Origin of the sequence: Myxococcus sp. CA023 (assembly GCF_010998615.1) — a bacterium.
Taxonomy (GTDB): domain Bacteria; phylum Myxococcota; class Myxococcia; order Myxococcales; family Myxococcaceae; genus Myxococcus.
The window spans coordinates 1-16,610 of record NZ_JAAEAH010000044.1 but is presented as its reverse complement, the minus strand read 5'-3'; the positions used below and the strand labels follow the sequence as shown (position 1 = coordinate 16,610).

The window sequence follows — 16,610 nt, the reverse complement described above, 5'->3', positions numbered from 1 at the left end:
TCCAAAGCGGCGCGCCCCCACCTGGAGTTCCTCAGCGTGCGGGCCTTGCTGTCGTCGCTGGTCCTCTTCGGAGGAAGCGCGAATGCCGCCGAGATCATTCAGCAGTTTCGCCAGCCCGAGTCGCGCGATGCGACGGGAAAACTCATCGTCGAGGAGTCGGTCGTCAGCATCATCAACTGCAATGGCCCGGGTGAGAACGGCGGCCAGTTCTACATCTACCAATATGTCAACCGCCCGGGAGTTCGGGCCATCCGGCCACCCGACTGGAGCCAGCCAATCGGCGGACGCGATTTCGCCGCCTTTGAAGAGGCGGTCGGGGCGGCCTGTGCACCCGCTTCTGCCCCGGGAGGCCCGACGCCGGGGGCCCCCACCCCTGCCGGCTGCTGGGGATTCTCCGGCACCTGGTCGGACAACATCTTCGGGACCATGCAATTGGTCCAGATTGGCGAGAGCGCCAGTGGCACCTATTCCGGAACGACATCGCCCGGCGCCATCAACGGCAAGGTCACGGGCCAGGCCTTCGATGGAACCTGGGTCAGTCGTGAGGGCACGTCCGGCACCGTCCATCTCGAGCTGAGAGGGGATGGGAGCACCTACGAGGGAGAGGCGAGCACCACCGGCTGGGGGAACAAGGTCAGCGGCAAGTGCGTGGGCCCGCCGCCCGCGGGGTGATGCGGGGCGCGTGGGCACCTCCACGGGCAGGCGAAGCGGGGGCGCGCCTCGCTTCTGCCTGCCGCAGCACCGACAGCCCGGCAAGAGTGCGGACGGGCGGCTCCGCAGCGTGCGAGACTGGCCGGATGGAGCTCTGGATCAACCCTGCCTGTTCAAAGTGCCGCGCCGCGATGGCCGCGCTGGATGCGTCCGGTACAGCCTACGTCGTCCGCCGCTACCTGGAGTCGCCCCCCACCGCTGCGGAGCTGGAGGCCGTACTCGGGAGGCTCGGGCTGGAACCCTGGGAGCTGGTGCGCATGGGTGAGGCCGCGGCGACCAAGGCCACGCTGGAGATGCTGCCCAGAGACGCGACACACCGTGCCGACTGGATTGCAGCCATGGTCCAGCACCCAGAGCTGATTCAGCGGCCCATCGTTACCGCCAGCGACGGGACGACTGTGGTGGGGCGAAGCCCGGAGGCGCTGGAGAAGGTGCTCGCCGCGGAGCGCGGCTCGGGAACCTGAGCGGGGGCTTCAGGCCGAGTGAGCTTCGTCCGCTTCCGGGGGTGGACATCATGTTCAAGTGGCCCGATAGCGAGCTGTACCACGAGCGCGTGAAGGCGCCTGTGGGCTCCAAGTCGGGCGCGAAGGCGTGGGGTTAGCAGCGGCAGGCCGAGCTGCTCTCACGAGGCCGCACGGCCGTGGAGAAAAAGGCGGTGCCTACGTTGAAGGAGTTCGCGCCCCGCTACCTGGACGAGGGCGCCAGGGCCAAAAACAGGGGCAGCAACCTCTTCCCGAAGGACGGCACCTACGGGTCGTGCCCGCGGACCTCAAACGTGCGGGCTTCGGGCTCCATGAAACGCAGGAGCGCCTCGCCCTCCTTCACCAGGGCGTCACGGTCCTTCTTCTTGATGGGCGCAAAGGGCTCGACGACGAGCGTAGCCGCCGCGCGTTTGCGCTCCACCGTCCACGTCCCGGCGATGAATCCGTCCACGAGGAAGGTGGCGGGGACTCGCAGATTCTTGGTGATGAGCTTGGAGCGGTACGCGTCATCCACCAGCCGGGCCCGGTCCTCATGGCCGAGCACCAGGCTGTCGAACTCCGGGAGGAAGCGCGCGGGTGCAGCCGTGTCCTCGTCCGGCCGGGGTGCCTTGGGCAGGTCAAACAGCTCCCGCCCCTTCTCGTCCCGGAACGTGCGCAGCGAAGGCCGAAGCGCCTCGAAGGTGGACTTCAGGCCCTTGAGGCCGGACCAGGTCTGGGCATCCGTCACCGATGCGGGACCGAAGGCCGCGAGGTAGCGCTGCACCAGCGTGGGAAGGTCCGCTTCGGCGCGCAGCGGTGCGCCCAGCCAGGACTCCGCGACCGCGAAGTCCGTGGTGCCGGGGTAGCCCCACTCCGTCTCCGTGGGGACCTGGATGAGGGGTAGGAACATCCGCACCGCGAAGCCCATGGCGCGTTCGTCGTTCTGGGGATGCCGGGCCACCAGGTGGTCGCGCAGCGCCTCGAAGGTGCGCGGCGCTTCATCGAAGAAGGCGCGCGCCTCCTTGACGAGCGGCGCGACGTCCAGCCCCTTCGCGCGCTCGCGCAGCACCGACGCCACAGAGGCTTCGAGCAGCGGTGTGAAGCTGGCTCGCAGGTGCCGGTAGTCCTCCGCGCTCGCCAGGTGCAGCGTGCCGCGCATCAACGTGGCGCGGACCACCTCCTTGCGCTGGAGCAGCACCTGGAGCACGTCTCGCTCGAAGCCCGCGACCCGTGACCACAGGCCGATGAACGGCGGCTTCGCCTGCTGGGCCTGAAGCGCCAGGAGCTGCTCCACCGCGCCGAGCACGGAGGTCTGCTCACGCGCCAGCAGCATCTGTCGCGCCAGCGTCGCGCGGTTGAGGGCCCTGAGGGTCAACGAGGTGTCTGGCATGTGGCCTCGCCCGCGTGACGAGCAATGGATGCGGCGACGCACCTCGCGGGCCGCAGAGGTGTAGCACTTCACGGACGGGAGGCGAACGCCCCTGCCCCCCTGGAGCCGAGCGCTTCAGGGTGCCACCATGCAGGGCATGGACGCGACCTCGCTGGACATGATGACGACGCCCGCCGCCCTCGTGGACCTGGACCGCGTGGACGCCAACCTGAAGCGCGTGGCCACGTACACCCGCCAGCATGGCCTGCGGTGGCGGCCACACACGAAAACGCACAAGACGCCGGAGTTGACCGCGCTTCAGCTCGCCGCTGGAGCCCAGGGCGTCACCGTGGCCACCGTGCGCGAAGCCGAGGTCATGGCCGCCGTCTGCGACGACGTGTTGCTCGGCTATCCGCCCGTGGGAGAGGACCGGCTCGTCCGGCTCATGCGGCTGCCACCTCAGGTCCGGCTCACCGTGGCCCTGGACTCGGCCGAAGCGCTGGAGCTGTTGAGCCGCGAGGCCCGCCGGGCCAGCCGCACCGTGGGCGTGCTGGTGGAGCTGGACCTGGGCATGCGGCGCGTGGGGGTCCAGTCCCCCGAGGACGCCGTCACCCTTACCCGCGCAGTGACGTCCAGCAGTGGCCTGGAGTACCGGGGCATCACCTTCTACGCCGGACACCTGCGCATGCCTCAGGCGGAGCTGGGCGACGCGATGCGTGAGCAATCCGCGCGGCTGGCCACCTACGTGGACACCCTGGCGGATGCGGGACTGCGGCCCGAAACCGTGAGCGGCGGCTCCACGCCGACGCTGTGGCGTTCGCACGAGGTCACCGGGCTCACGGAGATTCGCCCGGGCATCAACATCTTCAACGACCGCAACTCCGCGACGGTGGGCGCGTGCGCATGGGACGAATGCGCGTACTCCGTGCTGGCCACGGTGGTGAGCACCACGGTGCCGGGACAGGCCGTCATCGACGCGGGTTCCAAGGCCCTGGCCAAGGAGGAAGGCTTCACGGACGCAGGCGGGTACGGCGCCCTGCTCGACCGGCCGGACGTCCTGGTGCGCGGCCTGTCCGAGGAGCACGGCCTGCTGGACCTCTCCCGCACCGACTGGCGGCCCCGCGTGGGCGACCGCGTGCGCGTGGTGCCCAACCACGCCTGCGCCTCCGTCAACCTGCACGACCGGTTGCACCTGCTGCGCCAGGGCGCCTGGGCCGGCACGCACGCCATCACCGCGCGCGGCTGGTGACGCGCGCGGCTCAGTCCATGCGCTGGAGCTCCTTCGACAGCAACTGCTCCAGCTCGCGAATGTTGCGGTAGACGATGCAGCGATAGGACGCGACGTCGAAGCGGAGTTCCTTCACGTCACGCACCAGCAGCAGCGTGGGCCGGCCCCGCCCCCACGCATAGCCGACCTCCAGGTACACGTTTGGATTCGCCAGGGACAGGTCGGCGATCACCACCTTCGCCGTCTCGATGCGCTCGCGGATGCGCTGGATGATGGGGCCGTCGAACAGCTCCTGGTCCACGCGCTCGCACAGCATGCCCGCGGCCTTCACCGGACCCTGGATGCCATAGTGGTACGTGTCCTCCAACTCGGGTGCGAAAGGCATGGCCACGAAGGCGTGAGGCTTTGCCATGGACACGGTGCCCGCCGTCGCCAGAGGCGGCGCCTGCGTCACGGCAGACATTCGCCGCACACGAAAGCCACCCTCCGGAAGCGGCTCCACGCCAGGCGTTGCGCTCAAGCCGCGCGTGAAGGCCTTTGCCAGTCTTTGCGCCCGGCTCGCGTTCCGCTCCACCACCGTGAAGCGCGTCAGGGATTGGGGCCCTGAGCCACGTTGGAAGGCTTCAACGAGCCCGCCCACGAAGGCGAGCACGGCCTCGTCTTCATCCAATCCGTAGTTGGGGCCATGAACGGTGCCCGCGACATGCGCGAGGCCCGAGTGGTTCTCCAGGGCCGCCAGCGCGCGCACCGCGAACTGGCGAATCTCGTGGTAGCCGAACTCCCCCAGGCGAACGGTGCCCACGAAGAGCGCCCGTGACGCGGTCAGCGCCCCCCGCGTCTCCACGAGGCGCGTCGCGCCCGGCGCGAGCTCGAGCTGCGCCAGGGGAACGCCTGCCTGCTCCAGGCGCCGCGCCGCTTGACCCGTCGCGCCATAGAGACTTTGTGCGTATTTGAACAGCACCGCGTCCGCGGTGAACTCGGTCAGGTCTCCTACCTTCAACGCCACGTCGAGGAACTGGGCCATTGCGTCCCACTGTAAAGCCTCGCACCTGCTGTTCCCAACCCGACGTCCACGTCTGCCCATCAGGGCATGACGCAATGCGCCTCTCTTTTTCTCGGCTATCAAGTACGTCCTGTCTGAAGATCTCCGTTTGTGTTGTGTTAAGGAACGCCCCTGGCCCTTGGGGGGTCCATCCCGACACAGCCATGACGGCACGGGGCACGGAGGAGAGTCATATGGAGCGCATTGCAATTGTTGGCGCCGGCACCGCGGGACTTCACCTGGGTCTGAAGCTGCTGTCCCACGGTGTGCCCGTGACGATCTACACGGAGCAGGAGCCGAGCAAGCTACGGGTTTCCCGTCTACTCAACACGGTGGCGCACCATGCCCCCACGCGCATGCGCGAGCGCATCCTGGGAGTGGACCACTGGAGCGGCCCCAACGCCGACATGTTCTACATTGGCATCCATGTGAACGGCGGCCCTCACCCGTTCAGCCTCCGGGGCCGCCTGGATTCCCCCTCCATCTTCGTGGACTACCGGCAATACCAGCCGCGCCTCGCGGAGGACTTCGTCGCGCGCGGCGGCAAGATGGAGGTCCTTCCCGTGGACCTCGACGTGCTGGAGCGCCTGGCCCAACAGCACGCGCTGATGGTGGTCGCCACCGGCCGCAATGGCCTGACACGCCTGTTCCCTCGCGTGCCCGCACTGTCGCCGCACACGCAGCCGCCGCGCATGCTCTTCGCAGCGCTGCTCAAGGGCGTGCGCATGCAGGAGCCCATTGGGATGAATGCCAACCTGATTCCGGGCCAGGGCGAGATCTTCGAGTCCCAGGTCGTCACCGCGGACGGCCGGGTCCCCAGCGTGCTCATCGAAGCCCTTCCCGGCAGTGAGCTGTCGCGGCTCAGCACGCAGCGCTACGACGAAGACCCGCGCGCCTTCGAGGCCATGCTGATGAACTTCCTGCGGCGCTTCGCGCCCACCACCTACGAGCGCGTGGATCCGGCGAGCTTCGGCGTGCGAGGTCCCATGGACTACCTCCAGGGCTCCTTCACGCCGACGGTGCGCCAGGGCTGGGCGCCCCTCTCCAACGGCCGCTTCGCGCTGGCAGTGGGCGACACGCACGTGACGAACGACCCCGTCGCGGGCCAGGGGGCCAACGCGGGGTCCGCTTCCGCCTTCGCGTTGGCGGAGCACATCGTCACCGCGCTGGCGGACAACCGTCCCTTCGACGAGGTCTTCTGTCGGGAGGCCGAAGCGGGCTCGTGGGCCGCAACCGCGTCGGCGACGCACTGGACCAACGCCCTGCTCCAGCCGCCGCCTCCGCACGTGATTGATTTGCTGGCCGCTGGCAGCAAGGACGCGCGGGTCGCGGACGCCATCGCCACCGCCTTCGTGACGCCCGAGCTCATCCTCTCCGCAAGTGCCAGCCCGGAGAGCACCGCGGCGTTCATCGCGCGGCACCGCCCCATGGTCCGCGAGGCCGCGCCGCCTCCCAGCCCCCTGGCGTGGCACCCGCCTCCCGAGGAGCCCAAGGTCACTGTGTCGTTGACCCGCTGAGGACCATTGAAGTCGTCGCGGCGAGGCGGCGAAAGCAGGCCGTCTCGTCGTGCGACTGTGCTCCAACACAGCGGCCTCGCTCGCTGATGCGCGGAGTGCGAGCGCGTGATTCAGCCCTGCCCCGCTGGGGACGTGCGGTTATCTTCCGCGCCATGCGATTCGCCATCTTGGGCTCTGGAGGCGTCGGTGGTTTCTTCGGCGCGAAGCTGGTCCGCGCCGGGCATGACGTGACGTTCCTCGCGCGCGGAGCGCACCTGCGCGCCATGCGGGAACACGGGCTCACCATCCACGGCGCCGAAGGAGACTTCACCGTCGCGGTCAAGGCCGACGATGACGTCCAGCGCTTCGGCCCCGTGGACGTCGTGGTCCTCGCGGTGAAGAACTACGACGTCGCTTCCGTGCTCCCCGCGGTGAAGACGTTGCTCTCCGCGCGAGGCGCACCGGCGCCGGGCGAAACGCCGCCCTTCGTGCTCACCTTGCAGAACGGCGTGGACATCCCCTCCGAAGTGGCCGCCGCCGTGGGCGAAGCCGCCGTCCTGGGCGGCACCACGTACATCTCCGCCGCCATCAGCGAGCCCGGCGTCATCACCCAGACCGGAACGAACCACCGCATCGTGCTCGGAGAAGTGTTCGGTGACACCTCGCGCATCTCCGACCGGGCACAGTCCCTGCGGGACGCGCTGGCCGGCGCGGGCGTCACCGTGGAAGCCGTGGCGGATGCGCGCGGAGCCCTCTGGGACAAGCTGTCCTTCCTCGCCTGCATGTCCGCGTTCAGCACCGCGTCCCGGCTGCCCGTGGGCGCCCTCCGGGACAATCCGGCCTTCCGCGAGGTGTTCCGGCAGGCCGCCACCGAGGTGCTCAGCGTCGCCGCCGCGGAGGGCGTCACCACCACCCGCACGCCAGACGCCCTGGTGCAGTACATGGACGGGCTGCCCGCCCACATGCGCCCATCCATGCTGGGCGACCTGGAGAACGGCAAGCCGCTGGAGGTCGAATACCTCCAGGGGTCGGTGGTGCGACGGGGCCGTGCGCGGGGCGTCCCCACGCCGGTGATGAGCACCCTCTATGTCCTGCTGCTGCCCCACGCCCAGGGAGAACGGAAGGCCTGAGCCATGACGTCCGGCTGGAGGCCAGCCAACACCCATCCCGCCTTCAGGGCCCGCGCAATCGCCGGGCCCGATGGGCATATGAACGTCATATGACCGAGCCGAAGCCCCGTCCTTCCGAGAACGAGCTGCCCCCCGTATTGGGCCGCGTGGCCTTTCTCGCCGTCGTGTCCGGCCTGACGCCGCTCATCCCCGTCCCCTTCCTGGACGACTACGCGCTCCGGCAGGCCCGCGAGAGCATGGTCCTCACCATCCTCTCCGAACACGGCCTCCCCAGACCGGCCCGGGCGGTGGAGGTCCTCGCCGGCTCACACATGGGGCGGACGGCGGGTGGCCGACTGATGAGCTACATGAAGGGCCTGGTGCTCTTCCCGGTGCGCAAGGTGTTCCGCAAGATCTTCTTCGTCTTGTGGGTGAAGGACTGCGTGGACGTGGCGTCATCAGCGCTGCATCACGGCTACCTGCTCAACCATGCCCTGGACCGTGGCGACCTGAGGCCCGAGGACCTGGAGGGCCCGCTGCCCGGGAAGATTCACGACGCCATCGTCGCCGCCTGCGCGGAGTTGGACCCGCGCCCCATCAATCAGGCCCTGCGCCGGCTCTTCGTCGGCAGCCGCCTGCTCATGGCCGAGGCCACTCGCGCCTTCTTCAGCTCCGACGCCCTCGGCCCCCGTACGCCCGAGCCGGGCGAGAGCGCCGAGATGAAGACCTTGACGGAGCGCCTCATCGCCGCGCTCTGGGAGGAGCGCGGTTACTTCGCCGCGCTGCAACAGCAGTACGACAAGCACCTGAAGGCGCGCCACGCCCCTTAAGGGACCTGGCGTGTCACGGCAAGGTGTCGGCGGCGGCCAGCGGCTCGCGGATGCGCCGCGAGAAGTCCGGGCGCCCGTCCGCCGCCTGCGCGCGCGCGTTGATGTGGTAGCGCTTGCGCACCTGCTCCAGCGGCGCGTCCCGGTCGATGAGCTCCAGCTCATACGCCAGGGCGTCCGAGAACGCCGGCAACAAGGTGCGATGGTCATAGGGCACCTGGCTCTGGCTCACCTTCTCCAGGTGCCGCACCAGGTTGGTGGTGCAGTTGTTGGTGAGCGTGTCGTAGAACTCCGGCTTCTCGTGCAGCGCGTTCATCCGCGCCACCATGTCGAGGAAGAAGTGGGTGATGCGCTCCTTCGACGCATCCACCGGGTAGAGGTAGACCTCGTCCTTGCGGTGGTTGGAGCGCAGCTGCACCAGGTCCCGCTCGTCCCCCACGACGTAGGTGAGCTCGAACTGGCGGAACAGGCCGCCCAGCGCGGAGAACGTCTCCCCCTTCTCGCGGCGGACCTCCACGGAGAAGACGAGGTAGCGCCCATCCGCGAAGCCGAAGCTCACCATGGTGTGGGCCGCGCCCCAGACGCCGGAGAAGGGCTCCACGATGAACCACGCGCCCGTGAGCTCACGCGTGTCGTATGTGGCCGAGTACCACGACGCATCCCAGTCCGACGTGGTGCGGTAGCGGAAGTCACGCACGTCATGCAACGTCACACGGGAGCCCTCCACCACCGCCCGGGCGGAGCGCGCCAGGTCCGGCGCCCAGTCCGCCTGCGTCGCGGGCCGTACCGTCTGGGTCCACCCCCAGATGGCCACACACCCGACGCCAATGACGGACAGGGCCGCCCCTTGTGAGTGACGCCGCCAGGCAACCACCGCGCCCACCGCGAGCAGCCCGGCCCCCAACGCCCGCAGTACGTGCGCGCCCTCGGGGCCCGCCCCCGTCAACGCCAGGGCCAGCGCGGCCCAGGTGACGCCCAGCGCGAGGAGCAGGGCGGTGATGACACGGAAGACACTTTGCATGGCCGGCGAGTATATGCGGGCTTCAGACGCCGACCGCACCCACGCCTTCCGTGTCTTGACCCCTTTTCCTGGATTGTGGCCAGAATACGCCCCGTTCCAGGGAGAGATATCAATGGCGGATGAGCGAGAGGACACGACCGTCTACAAGGTCGTGGTGAACCACGAGGAGCAGTACTCCATCTGGCCGGCCGACCGCGAGAATGCGCTCGGCTGGAAGGATGCAGGCAAGCAGGGCCTCAAGGCCGAGTGCCTGGAGTACATCAAGGAGGTCTGGACGGACATGCGTCCGCTGAGCCTCCGCAAGAAGATGGAAGAGTTGAAGTCGTAGTCACGGCACCGTCCGTGCGCACGCCCCTCGCGCCCCCTGGCAACGGCGCCAGGGTCCGGGGGGCGTGCTGCATGAACGGAACGACAGCGACGCCTAGAGGTCCGGCGGCGGCCGGACGCCCAGGTGGCACGCCCTCAGCGCCAGCTGCGTGCGGTTCTCGGCGCCCAGCTTCCGGTAGAGCTGCGTGACGTGGGACTTCACGGTGCGCTCGGCGATTTGCAGGTGCGCGGCAATCTTCAGGTTGTCCGCGCCGCCCGCGACATACGCCAGCACCTCGCGCTCGCGCTGCGTGAGCGCCAGCAGCACGCTCGCGGTGGGTGACGTCACCGGTGGATGTTCGAAGTCGTTCCTCAGGAGCTGCACCGGAAACAGCCGCTCGCCTCGGACCAGGGAGTTGATGGCGGACGCCACCGCCGTCGTGCCCAGTCCCGCGCGGAACAGGTAGCCGGAGGCACCCTCGTCGAAGCACTGCGAGATGATTTCCGGTGTGCTCACCGCGGAGAGCAACAGCATCCGCACCTCCAGCCGGCGCTTGCGCGCCTCCCGCAGGAGATTGATGCCTTCCGTGACGGAGCAGCCCACGGCGGCCTCGCTGTCGCCCTCCACGTCCATCACCGCGACCTGCGGCGGGTCTGTCCCCAGGCTGTCGAGGAACAGGCGCACGTCCCTCGTCACCGAGGAGACCTGCACGCCTTCACCACGGAGCCCGTCGGCCAGGCCCTGCCAGGCCGCCCACGGTCCTTCGAGAATCGATACACGAATCGCTGCTTGATTGGTTGCCATGCGAAGGCCCCCCAGCCGTCATGGCGAAAACTGCATGAACAGACAACTGACCACAGCCGGCTCCGGTACCACCTGGGCCAGTGGGTTGCATGACAGGGAAGAACGAGCGCGTCCGCTGAGCCACTCCGGAGTCGACCTACCGATGTACGACTCGACTCCAGGCTGTTTTTGACTTTCAGCTACTCCTGACGTCCCTGCGGGCCGCACCTCCTTCGGCCCAGGTTCATGGTCCAACGCAGAAACCCTATCACCGGGAAAGCGCAGACGCGAACCAGCCCCAATGGGAGTGTCCAGTGTGCATGAATCAGAGCCCGTTACAGGGGTTTCATCCGTTGGTTCGTCATCGCTGTCCGGAGCCGGACACGCCGGGGCGTCCACAAGTCGATGAAAGCCCCCTCCCGCACGGCGCTGACTGTCAACCGTGACACATGCGTCTGGGCCCTGAAAATCCCGCAACTCCAAGCAAAAAAGGGAGTGCGACATGGACGCGTGGGAGGAAGGCAGACGTGTATGCTGCCTACCCCGCATGCGCTCCGCTCCGACTCCCCATCTCGACGTCGCCACCCCCGAGCGCGTGGCGCTCACGCTTCCCATCGCGGGCATCGGCTACCGGTGCCTCGCGTGGCTGGTGGACGCGAGCCTGCTGTTCTTCTTCTGGCTGGTGGCCTACTTCGTCTTCACGTTGTTGGTGTCGGACGTGCTCGGCGTCTTCCAGGCGCTGTCGGGCGTGGGGCAGACGCTGCTGGTGGTGGGCGTCTTCGCCACGCAGTGGCTGTACTGGACGGTGTGCGAGGTCTTCTTCCACGGCCAGACGGTGGGCAAGCGCGTGCTGGGCATCCGGGTGGTGCGCACGGACGGCTCGCCTGTGGGTGTCTACGAGAGCGCGGTGCGCAACCTCTGCCGCGCGGTGGACTTCCTGCCCATGCTGTACGCCGCCGCCTGTGTCAGCATGCTGCTCACCCGCCAGCACCGGCGCCTGGGAGACCTGCTGGCCGGCACGCTGCTGGTGCGCGAGGAGCGCATCGACCTGGACAAGTACACCGCCGCTCCGGCCGCGTCCGTACCATTGCCACAAGGCACGGGTGCGCGGCCCCTGTCTCCGGAGGACGTGGAGCTGGTGCTGTCCTTCCTCTCGCGCGCGCCGGGGCTGTCGCCGGAGGTGCGGCAGCGGCTGGGCACGCGGCTGGTGGAGCGCGTGGGGCCTGACGACGCGGAAGCACGCGCGGCGGTGCTGGCGTCCGCAGAGAGCACCGAGGCCTTCCTGCGCGCCCGCGTCCAGGGAGAGCGCTGAGATGGCCATGCCCCTGCCCGCCTACGTGGCCCAACGCCGCACGGACTGGGATGCGCTCCAGGCCCTGCTGGCGAAGCAGCGCTCCGGCACGCTGAAGCTGGGCGAGCTGCGCACGCTGGACACGCTGTACCGCCGCGCGTCCGCCGACCTGGCGCACGCGCAGACCTTCTACGCCGGCACGGATGTCCACCGCTTCCTCAACCAGCTCTGTGGCCAGGCCTACGCGTCCATCTACCAGCCGCCGCGCGAGCGCTGGCCCGCGGTGCGGGACTTCTTCCGCCGCGAGTTCCCCGCCACCTTGCGCCGCGAGCGTGGCTTCGTGGGCGCCAGCGCCGTGCTGTTCATCCTGGGCATCCTGCTGGGCGCCCTGGTGGTGCTGTGGGAGCCCCGGGGCGCCGAGCTGCTGGTGCCCTCCGGCGTGCGCCACTACGTGGCTCAGGGCCGCATGTGGACGGATGACATCCTGTCGGTGGCGCCTCCCAACTCGGTGGCGTCCGGCATCGCCACCAACAATCTCACCGTCACCATTGTCACCTTCGCGCTGGGCCTCACCGGCGGCCTGGGCACGCTGTTCCTGCTGGTGAACAACGGGGTGCATATCGGCGCCATCAGCGCGCTGTGCGCCCGCGAAGGCATGCTGGGGGGATTGCTGGACTTCATCGCCGCGCACGGCCCGGTGGAGCTGTCCATCCTGGTCATCGCCGGCGGGGCGGGACTGATGGTGGGCCAGGCGCTCATCGACCCGGGGGAGCTGCCCCGGGGACAGGCGCTGGCGGTGCGCGGACGGGAAGCGGTGAAGCTGGTGCTGGGCTGCGCGCCCTTCCTCGCCCTCATCGGCGTGGTGGAGGGCTACGTCTCCCCAGGGGACTTGTTCCCCACCTGGCTGAAGGCGGGGCTGGGCCTGGTCCTGGGAGCGCTCTTCTGGGCCTACCTGCTGCGCGCGGGAAGGACGGTCGCGGAGGCCACGGGCGTTCCGGCCGACAGCGCCTCCTGACGCTTGCGCTGGCGGTGACGGAGGATGCGCTCATAGGCCGCGTTCAGCTCGCGCATCTTCTCCGCGGAGCCGCCGCGGTCCGGGTGCTGCTCCATGGCCAGCGCGTGGTAACGCGCGCGGACCGTGTCGGCCGAGTCCAGCGGCGAGACACCCAGCAGCCGGTAGGGGTCCTGCTCTTCCAGCGCGGACAGCCACCGGTCCAGCCGGTCCTTGACCTCGATGAACTGCTCGTCCTGGGCGCCGGTGTCCTTCACCGGGTGCGTGCGCACCTTCGCGTCCGCCCGGAAGACGTCGGAGTACACGCTGGACACCCAGCGGTGGCACCCGGAACACCGGAAGTAGCGGACTCGGGTCCCCGGTTGCTGGGTCATCCGGATGCCGCAGTGGGTGCACTCCACATCGACGTTTTCCAGTGTCTGCCAGTTCGCTGCCGCCGCGTTCATCGAACCTTGCTCCCGTTTGCAACACGCCTGTAGCGCGGGGAAGGTCCCACGATGGGAGATCGCGTCAAGAAAATCTCTCCGCCCCAGGTTAGAAGGGCCTCCATGCGTCCCCTGCTTCTCGCTGGCCTGCTCCTTACCACCGCCGCCCGTGCCCAAGCCTCGCCCCCCCCGGGTCCGGCGCCCACGCCCCCGGTGGAGGCCGCCCTGGCGCCCGCGAAGGACGACGCCGCCCTCCTGCGGGGCCTTCTGGGGGCGGTGCGGCCCGCGCCGGAGGAGATTCGGGCCATCGCCATCGAAGACCTGGCGCTGCTGGGAGATGCCCGCGCCCTGGACACGCTGGCCACGCTCCTGTGGGACCCCAACCCCCGCATCCAGCAGGCGGCATTGAGGGCCGTCACGCTGTTCCAGCACGTCCGCGCGGAGGAGATTCTCGCCAATGTGGTGCGCCACCCCCGGCTGCCGGACGCGCTGAAAATCCAGGCGCTCAACGGGCTCGTCTTTCAGCGCACGCCCACCGCGCGCCGGGCCGTCCAGGACGCCGCTGTCGACTCGCGGCTCACCGCGGGGGTGCAGAACGCCGCGCGCACCGTCGTGTCTCAGTGGGACGCGACGCGACGCTGACGCCCGCCCGTCGGGCAGCCATGCAAGCACCACCCGCCAGCGCCGGCGCCCAGGTCAAGGGCCGTTTCCTGGAGATGCGACGCCCCTGCGCTACACTGCGGCGTCATGAAAATCACTCCGCTCGACATCCGGCAGAAGCGGTTCGAAACGGCCCTGCGCGGCTTCTCTCGCCGTGAGGTGGAGGCCTACCTCGAGCTCATCGCCGGTGAATTCGAGGAGGTGGTGAAGGAGAACATCGCGCTCAAGGAGGAAGTGAAGCGCACCCAGTTCAAGGTGGAGCAACACCAGGAACGGGAGCGCACCCTCCAGGAGACCATGGTCACCGCCCAGCGCATCAGCGAGGACCTGAAGGACGCCGCGAAGAAGGAAGCGGAAATCATCATCGCGGACGCCGAGCATCAGGCGGAGAAGATCGTCCACGGCGCCCACCAGCGGCTGGTGCAGGTGGTGGAGGACATCAACGAGCTGAAGCGCCAGCGCACCCAATTCGAGTCGCAGGTCCGCTCCGTGTTGGATGCCCACCAGAAGCTGCTGGAGACCTTCAAGAGCCCCACGTTCGCGGACCGCGACTACGCGCGCGTCGAGGACAACGTGGCGTATCTGTCCCAGAAAAAAGCCAACGGCGACTCCTGACGCACCGCGCCGCGTGGTGAGGTTGCTGCAACCTGGGACGAGGCTGTTATGTCAGTGGGAACGTGAGGCCGCCGCACATGCGCCACCTGCTTGTCCTGCTCCTGCTGCTCGCCGCTCCTGGGGCCTGGGCCCAGGGACCGGGCGGCCCTCATGGCCCCCACGCCCATGACGTCGTGAATGACGCCGCGCTGGTGCCCCTGACGCGTCCGCCCCAGGTCAGCGGGGACGTGACGACGAAGCGCTTCCGCATCCTCCACACCGCCGCCGCCACCGCGGCCGCCCACGAGCTGTCCCGGCAGATTGAAGGTGTCCGCGACCGGTTCGGCACCATCCTGGGCAAGGACTGGCCGGGCGTCACCGAGATTCGCCTGGGCGTGGGCCGCACGGAGTTCGAGGCCCTGGCGCTGCCTGGCGGAAAGCCCCCGGGGTGGGCCGTGGCGCTGGCCTACCCCGCCCATCAAATCATCCTGCTGGACGCGCTCAGCCTCCATGAGCCGGAGGGCCAGCAGACGCTCCGGCACGAGCTGGCGCACGTGGCCCTGGGGCAACTGGCCCCGTCGTGGCCCCGCTGGTTCCAGGAAGGCGTCGCGCAGTACGTCACCGGGGAGCGCTACTCCCTGACGCACTACTCCGCCCTCTTCCGGGCCGTCACCCAGGAGCGCGTGTTCCACTTCGAGCACCTCGACCGGGCCTGGCCGGACGTGCCGTCGGACGTGGAAATCGCCTACGCGCAGAGCGCCGCCTTCGTCGCGCACCTGTCGGCGAAGTTCGGCCCCCAGGCCATGGCCGCGCTCGTGGACGGCGTGGCGCGCGGCGAGCCCTTCGAGACGGCCTTCGGCAAGGCCTTCCGCACCTCGCTGTTGGTGGAGGAGACCGACTGGCGTGAAGGCCTGGCCGCGCGCTACGGCTGGCTCCCGCTCACCACCAGCTCCGCGCTCGTCTGGCTGGGCGCGTCCTTCCTCTGCGTCGCCGCCTATGCCCGCCGCCGCCAGCAGCGCGCCGCGAAGCTGGCGGAGATGGCCGCCCAGGATGCCGCGGAGGACGCCGCGCTGCGTCTGCTGGCCGCCCAGGCCGCGCAGGCCCAGGCGCAGGGCACCGCCGTGAGTGCCGGGGATTCCACCTGGCCAGACTGGCCCGCGGGCTCGCAGGGCACGGAAGCCCACCTGGAGGCCCAGGACGGCGAGGCGCCCGCGGACAGCGCCGTCGGCGACCTTCCGGGTGAACTGGACGACGAGGACGGCCCCAACGGCCGGCCGCCGAAGCCCACCCTCCACTGAGCGCCGCCCTTTCCGTCCTGCCATGACTACAGGGCCGGGCCTGTAGTTTCTACGGCCGTGCTGCTCCTCTGCCTGCCCATCCCTTCAAGGCAAATGGCTGATTTCACTGGGGAGACTTATCCCAGGGGCATTGGCCGATGGATTGCTTTGGCTTCCGTCCGCGATGCGGAAGGCACTGGACATGAGCGAGCGTGGACGTAAGGCAGCCGTGCTGGCGCGGTTCTTCCGTCAGCAGCCGGATCGAATCTCCGCGCTGTGGCGACGGATGGTGCTGGCGGCGCCCGATTCGGACGCGTCGCGGGGCGCGCCCACCCAGTTGGACAACCTGGTGGAGCCCTTCATCCGCGAGCTGGGCCGGACGCTCGCGGGCGAGGAGTCCAGCCCCTGGAGCCGCACTCGCGCGGTGCTGCGCTTGTCGGCGCATCGGGGCGCACGCTCGCTCTACGACGAATTCGCGGCGCTGCGGCGCTGCCTGGTGGATGCCTCCGAGGTGCTCGGTGGCGGGGATTGGGAGCGCGAGCGCATCAACCGCGCCGTGGACGAAGCCGTGGACTCCGCGGTGGCGCTCCTCCAACGGATGAAGGACCCGCGAGCGGATGGCCCGCGGGTGCCCTTCGGTGGGCTGGTCGTCGAGTACTTCGAGCGTCCTTCCCGGACGCGGCGCGTGTCCCCGGACACGGGAGATGGACGTACGGCAATGCACTGAGGGCGTGTAGGGGTTGGCCGGCCCGTTCGACTTGACGTGCCCAGAAACGGGCGCGTCCGAGACCGGCGGGAGGGAGTGTGCCTGGGTGGGGGCCCATGGCGCGCTTTGTGGGAAGGCGTGCTCCCGCTGGGGAGTGGTGAGCGCGCTCCGCGAGCCGCTGGCAAGACGCGTGGATGGGGGTCCACGCGACTCGCCGGTCGGACGGGTCGGCGCATTTGTCGCAGGGTGTGCAGCAGCGGCTGTGGGGGCCGCGGGTGGAGCATGCGGGAG

Annotated in this window: 18 protein-coding genes; 13 read left to right on the top strand and 5 right to left on the bottom strand. The window is 69.2% G+C overall.

What is annotated here, in order from left to right; translation table 11 throughout:
* The first annotated feature begins 36 nt into the window (after window positions 1-36).
* Window positions 37-672, top strand: coding sequence for a hypothetical protein (locus F8M74_RS20045; protein ID WP_228559933.1), 636 nt, complete (start codon window positions 37-39; stop codon window positions 670-672).
* Window positions 673-797: 125 nt separating this feature from the next.
* Window positions 798-1,175 carry an ArsC/Spx/MgsR family protein gene (locus tag F8M74_RS20040; RefSeq protein ID WP_141254477.1) on the top strand — a complete coding sequence of 126 codons (378 nt, stop codon included), beginning with the start codon at window positions 798-800 and terminating at the stop codon, window positions 1,173-1,175.
* Between the two features lie 283 nt (window positions 1,176-1,458).
* Here the strand turns inward: F8M74_RS20040 and F8M74_RS20030 are convergent, their stop codons facing one another.
* On the bottom strand, window positions 1,459-2,562 hold the full coding sequence (locus F8M74_RS20030) for a winged helix DNA-binding domain-containing protein (RefSeq protein WP_141254505.1): 1,104 nt from the start codon (window positions 2,560-2,562) through the stop codon (window positions 1,459-1,461).
* A 136-nt stretch (window positions 2,563-2,698) separates the two neighbouring features.
* Here F8M74_RS20030 and F8M74_RS20025 point away from each other — a divergent pair, with 136 nt between their 5' ends.
* Window positions 2,699-3,790, top strand: a complete 1,092-nt coding sequence (locus F8M74_RS20025) for a D-TA family PLP-dependent enzyme (protein ID WP_141254476.1) — start codon at window positions 2,699-2,701, stop codon at window positions 3,788-3,790.
* A gap of 10 nt (window positions 3,791-3,800) precedes the next feature.
* On the opposite strand, the gene F8M74_RS20020 is transcribed toward F8M74_RS20025, so the two are convergent.
* Window positions 3,801-4,793: a hypothetical protein gene (locus tag F8M74_RS20020; RefSeq protein WP_228559936.1), complete on the bottom strand. Its 993-nt coding sequence runs from the start codon at window positions 4,791-4,793 to the stop codon at window positions 3,801-3,803.
* 212 nt (window positions 4,794-5,005) lie between these two features.
* On the opposite strand from F8M74_RS20020, the gene F8M74_RS20015 reads away from it, so the two are divergent.
* From F8M74_RS20015 to F8M74_RS20005, 3 genes are all read left to right on the top strand, one after another.
* The gene (locus F8M74_RS20015) at window positions 5,006-6,328 is read left to right on the top strand and encodes a styrene monooxygenase/indole monooxygenase family protein (RefSeq protein WP_141254474.1); all 1,323 of its coding nucleotides are present in this window, start codon (window positions 5,006-5,008) and stop codon (window positions 6,326-6,328) included.
* Window positions 6,329-6,480: 152 nt separating this feature from the next.
* A complete protein-coding gene (locus tag F8M74_RS20010; protein WP_141254473.1) occupies window positions 6,481-7,437 on the top strand; it encodes a ketopantoate reductase family protein in 957 nt (318 codons plus the stop codon).
* An 89-nt stretch (window positions 7,438-7,526) separates the two neighbouring features.
* Window positions 7,527-8,246 carry a hypothetical protein gene (locus tag F8M74_RS20005; protein ID WP_141254472.1) on the top strand — a complete coding sequence of 240 codons (720 nt, stop codon included), beginning with the start codon at window positions 7,527-7,529 and terminating at the stop codon, window positions 8,244-8,246.
* A gap of 13 nt (window positions 8,247-8,259) precedes the next feature.
* Here F8M74_RS20005 and F8M74_RS20000 read toward each other — a convergent pair whose 3' ends face one another.
* Complete coding sequence (locus F8M74_RS20000) at window positions 8,260-9,264, bottom strand: DUF4105 domain-containing protein (protein WP_141254471.1); 1,005 nt, start codon at window positions 9,262-9,264, stop codon at window positions 8,260-8,262.
* A 112-nt stretch (window positions 9,265-9,376) separates the two neighbouring features.
* Between F8M74_RS20000 and F8M74_RS19995 the strand changes: the two genes are divergently transcribed.
* Entirely contained in the window at window positions 9,377-9,592 is a 216-nt protein-coding gene (locus F8M74_RS19995; protein WP_013939684.1) for an MbtH family protein, read from the top strand.
* Between the two features lie 93 nt (window positions 9,593-9,685).
* Here the strand turns inward: F8M74_RS19995 and F8M74_RS19990 are convergent, their stop codons facing one another.
* On the bottom strand, window positions 9,686-10,375 hold the full coding sequence (locus F8M74_RS19990; protein ID WP_011553167.1) for a response regulator transcription factor: 690 nt from the start codon (window positions 10,373-10,375) through the stop codon (window positions 9,686-9,688).
* Window positions 10,376-10,901: 526 nt separating this feature from the next.
* Here F8M74_RS19990 and F8M74_RS19985 point away from each other — a divergent pair.
* Both F8M74_RS19985 and F8M74_RS19980 read left to right on the top strand, forming a co-directional pair.
* Complete coding sequence (locus F8M74_RS19985) at window positions 10,902-11,666, top strand: RDD family protein (RefSeq protein WP_171410233.1); 765 nt, start codon at window positions 10,902-10,904, stop codon at window positions 11,664-11,666.
* A 1-nt stretch (window position 11,667) separates the two neighbouring features.
* Entirely contained in the window at window positions 11,668-12,660 is a 993-nt protein-coding gene (locus tag F8M74_RS19980; RefSeq protein ID WP_141254469.1) for a stage II sporulation protein M, read from the top strand.
* Here the strand turns inward: F8M74_RS19980 and F8M74_RS19975 are convergent.
* On the bottom strand, window positions 12,594-13,103 hold the full coding sequence (locus F8M74_RS19975) for a J domain-containing protein (protein WP_141254468.1): 510 nt from the start codon (window positions 13,101-13,103) through the stop codon (window positions 12,594-12,596). The two genes, F8M74_RS19980 and F8M74_RS19975, sit on opposite strands and share 67 nt — an antisense overlap.
* Before the next feature lie 102 nt (window positions 13,104-13,205).
* Between F8M74_RS19975 and F8M74_RS19970 the strand changes: the two genes are divergently transcribed.
* The 4 genes from F8M74_RS19970 to F8M74_RS19955 all read left to right on the top strand — a co-directional run bounded on the left by F8M74_RS19970 (window position 13,206) and on the right by F8M74_RS19955 (window position 16,340).
* Window positions 13,206-13,724 (top strand): HEAT repeat domain-containing protein, encoded by a 519-nt coding sequence (locus F8M74_RS19970; RefSeq protein WP_141279581.1) that lies wholly within the window; start codon window positions 13,206-13,208, stop codon window positions 13,722-13,724.
* 105 nt (window positions 13,725-13,829) lie between these two features.
* Window positions 13,830-14,357 (top strand): DivIVA domain-containing protein, encoded by a 528-nt coding sequence (locus F8M74_RS19965; protein ID WP_011553162.1) that lies wholly within the window; start codon window positions 13,830-13,832, stop codon window positions 14,355-14,357.
* Between the two features lie 77 nt (window positions 14,358-14,434).
* Complete coding sequence (locus tag F8M74_RS19960; RefSeq protein ID WP_171410232.1) at window positions 14,435-15,634, top strand: peptidase MA family metallohydrolase; 1,200 nt, start codon at window positions 14,435-14,437, stop codon at window positions 15,632-15,634.
* A gap of 163 nt (window positions 15,635-15,797) precedes the next feature.
* A complete protein-coding gene (locus F8M74_RS19955) occupies window positions 15,798-16,340 on the top strand; it encodes a hypothetical protein (RefSeq protein WP_090494907.1) in 543 nt (180 codons plus the stop codon).
* The last annotated feature ends 270 nt before the right edge of the window (window positions 16,341-16,610 follow it).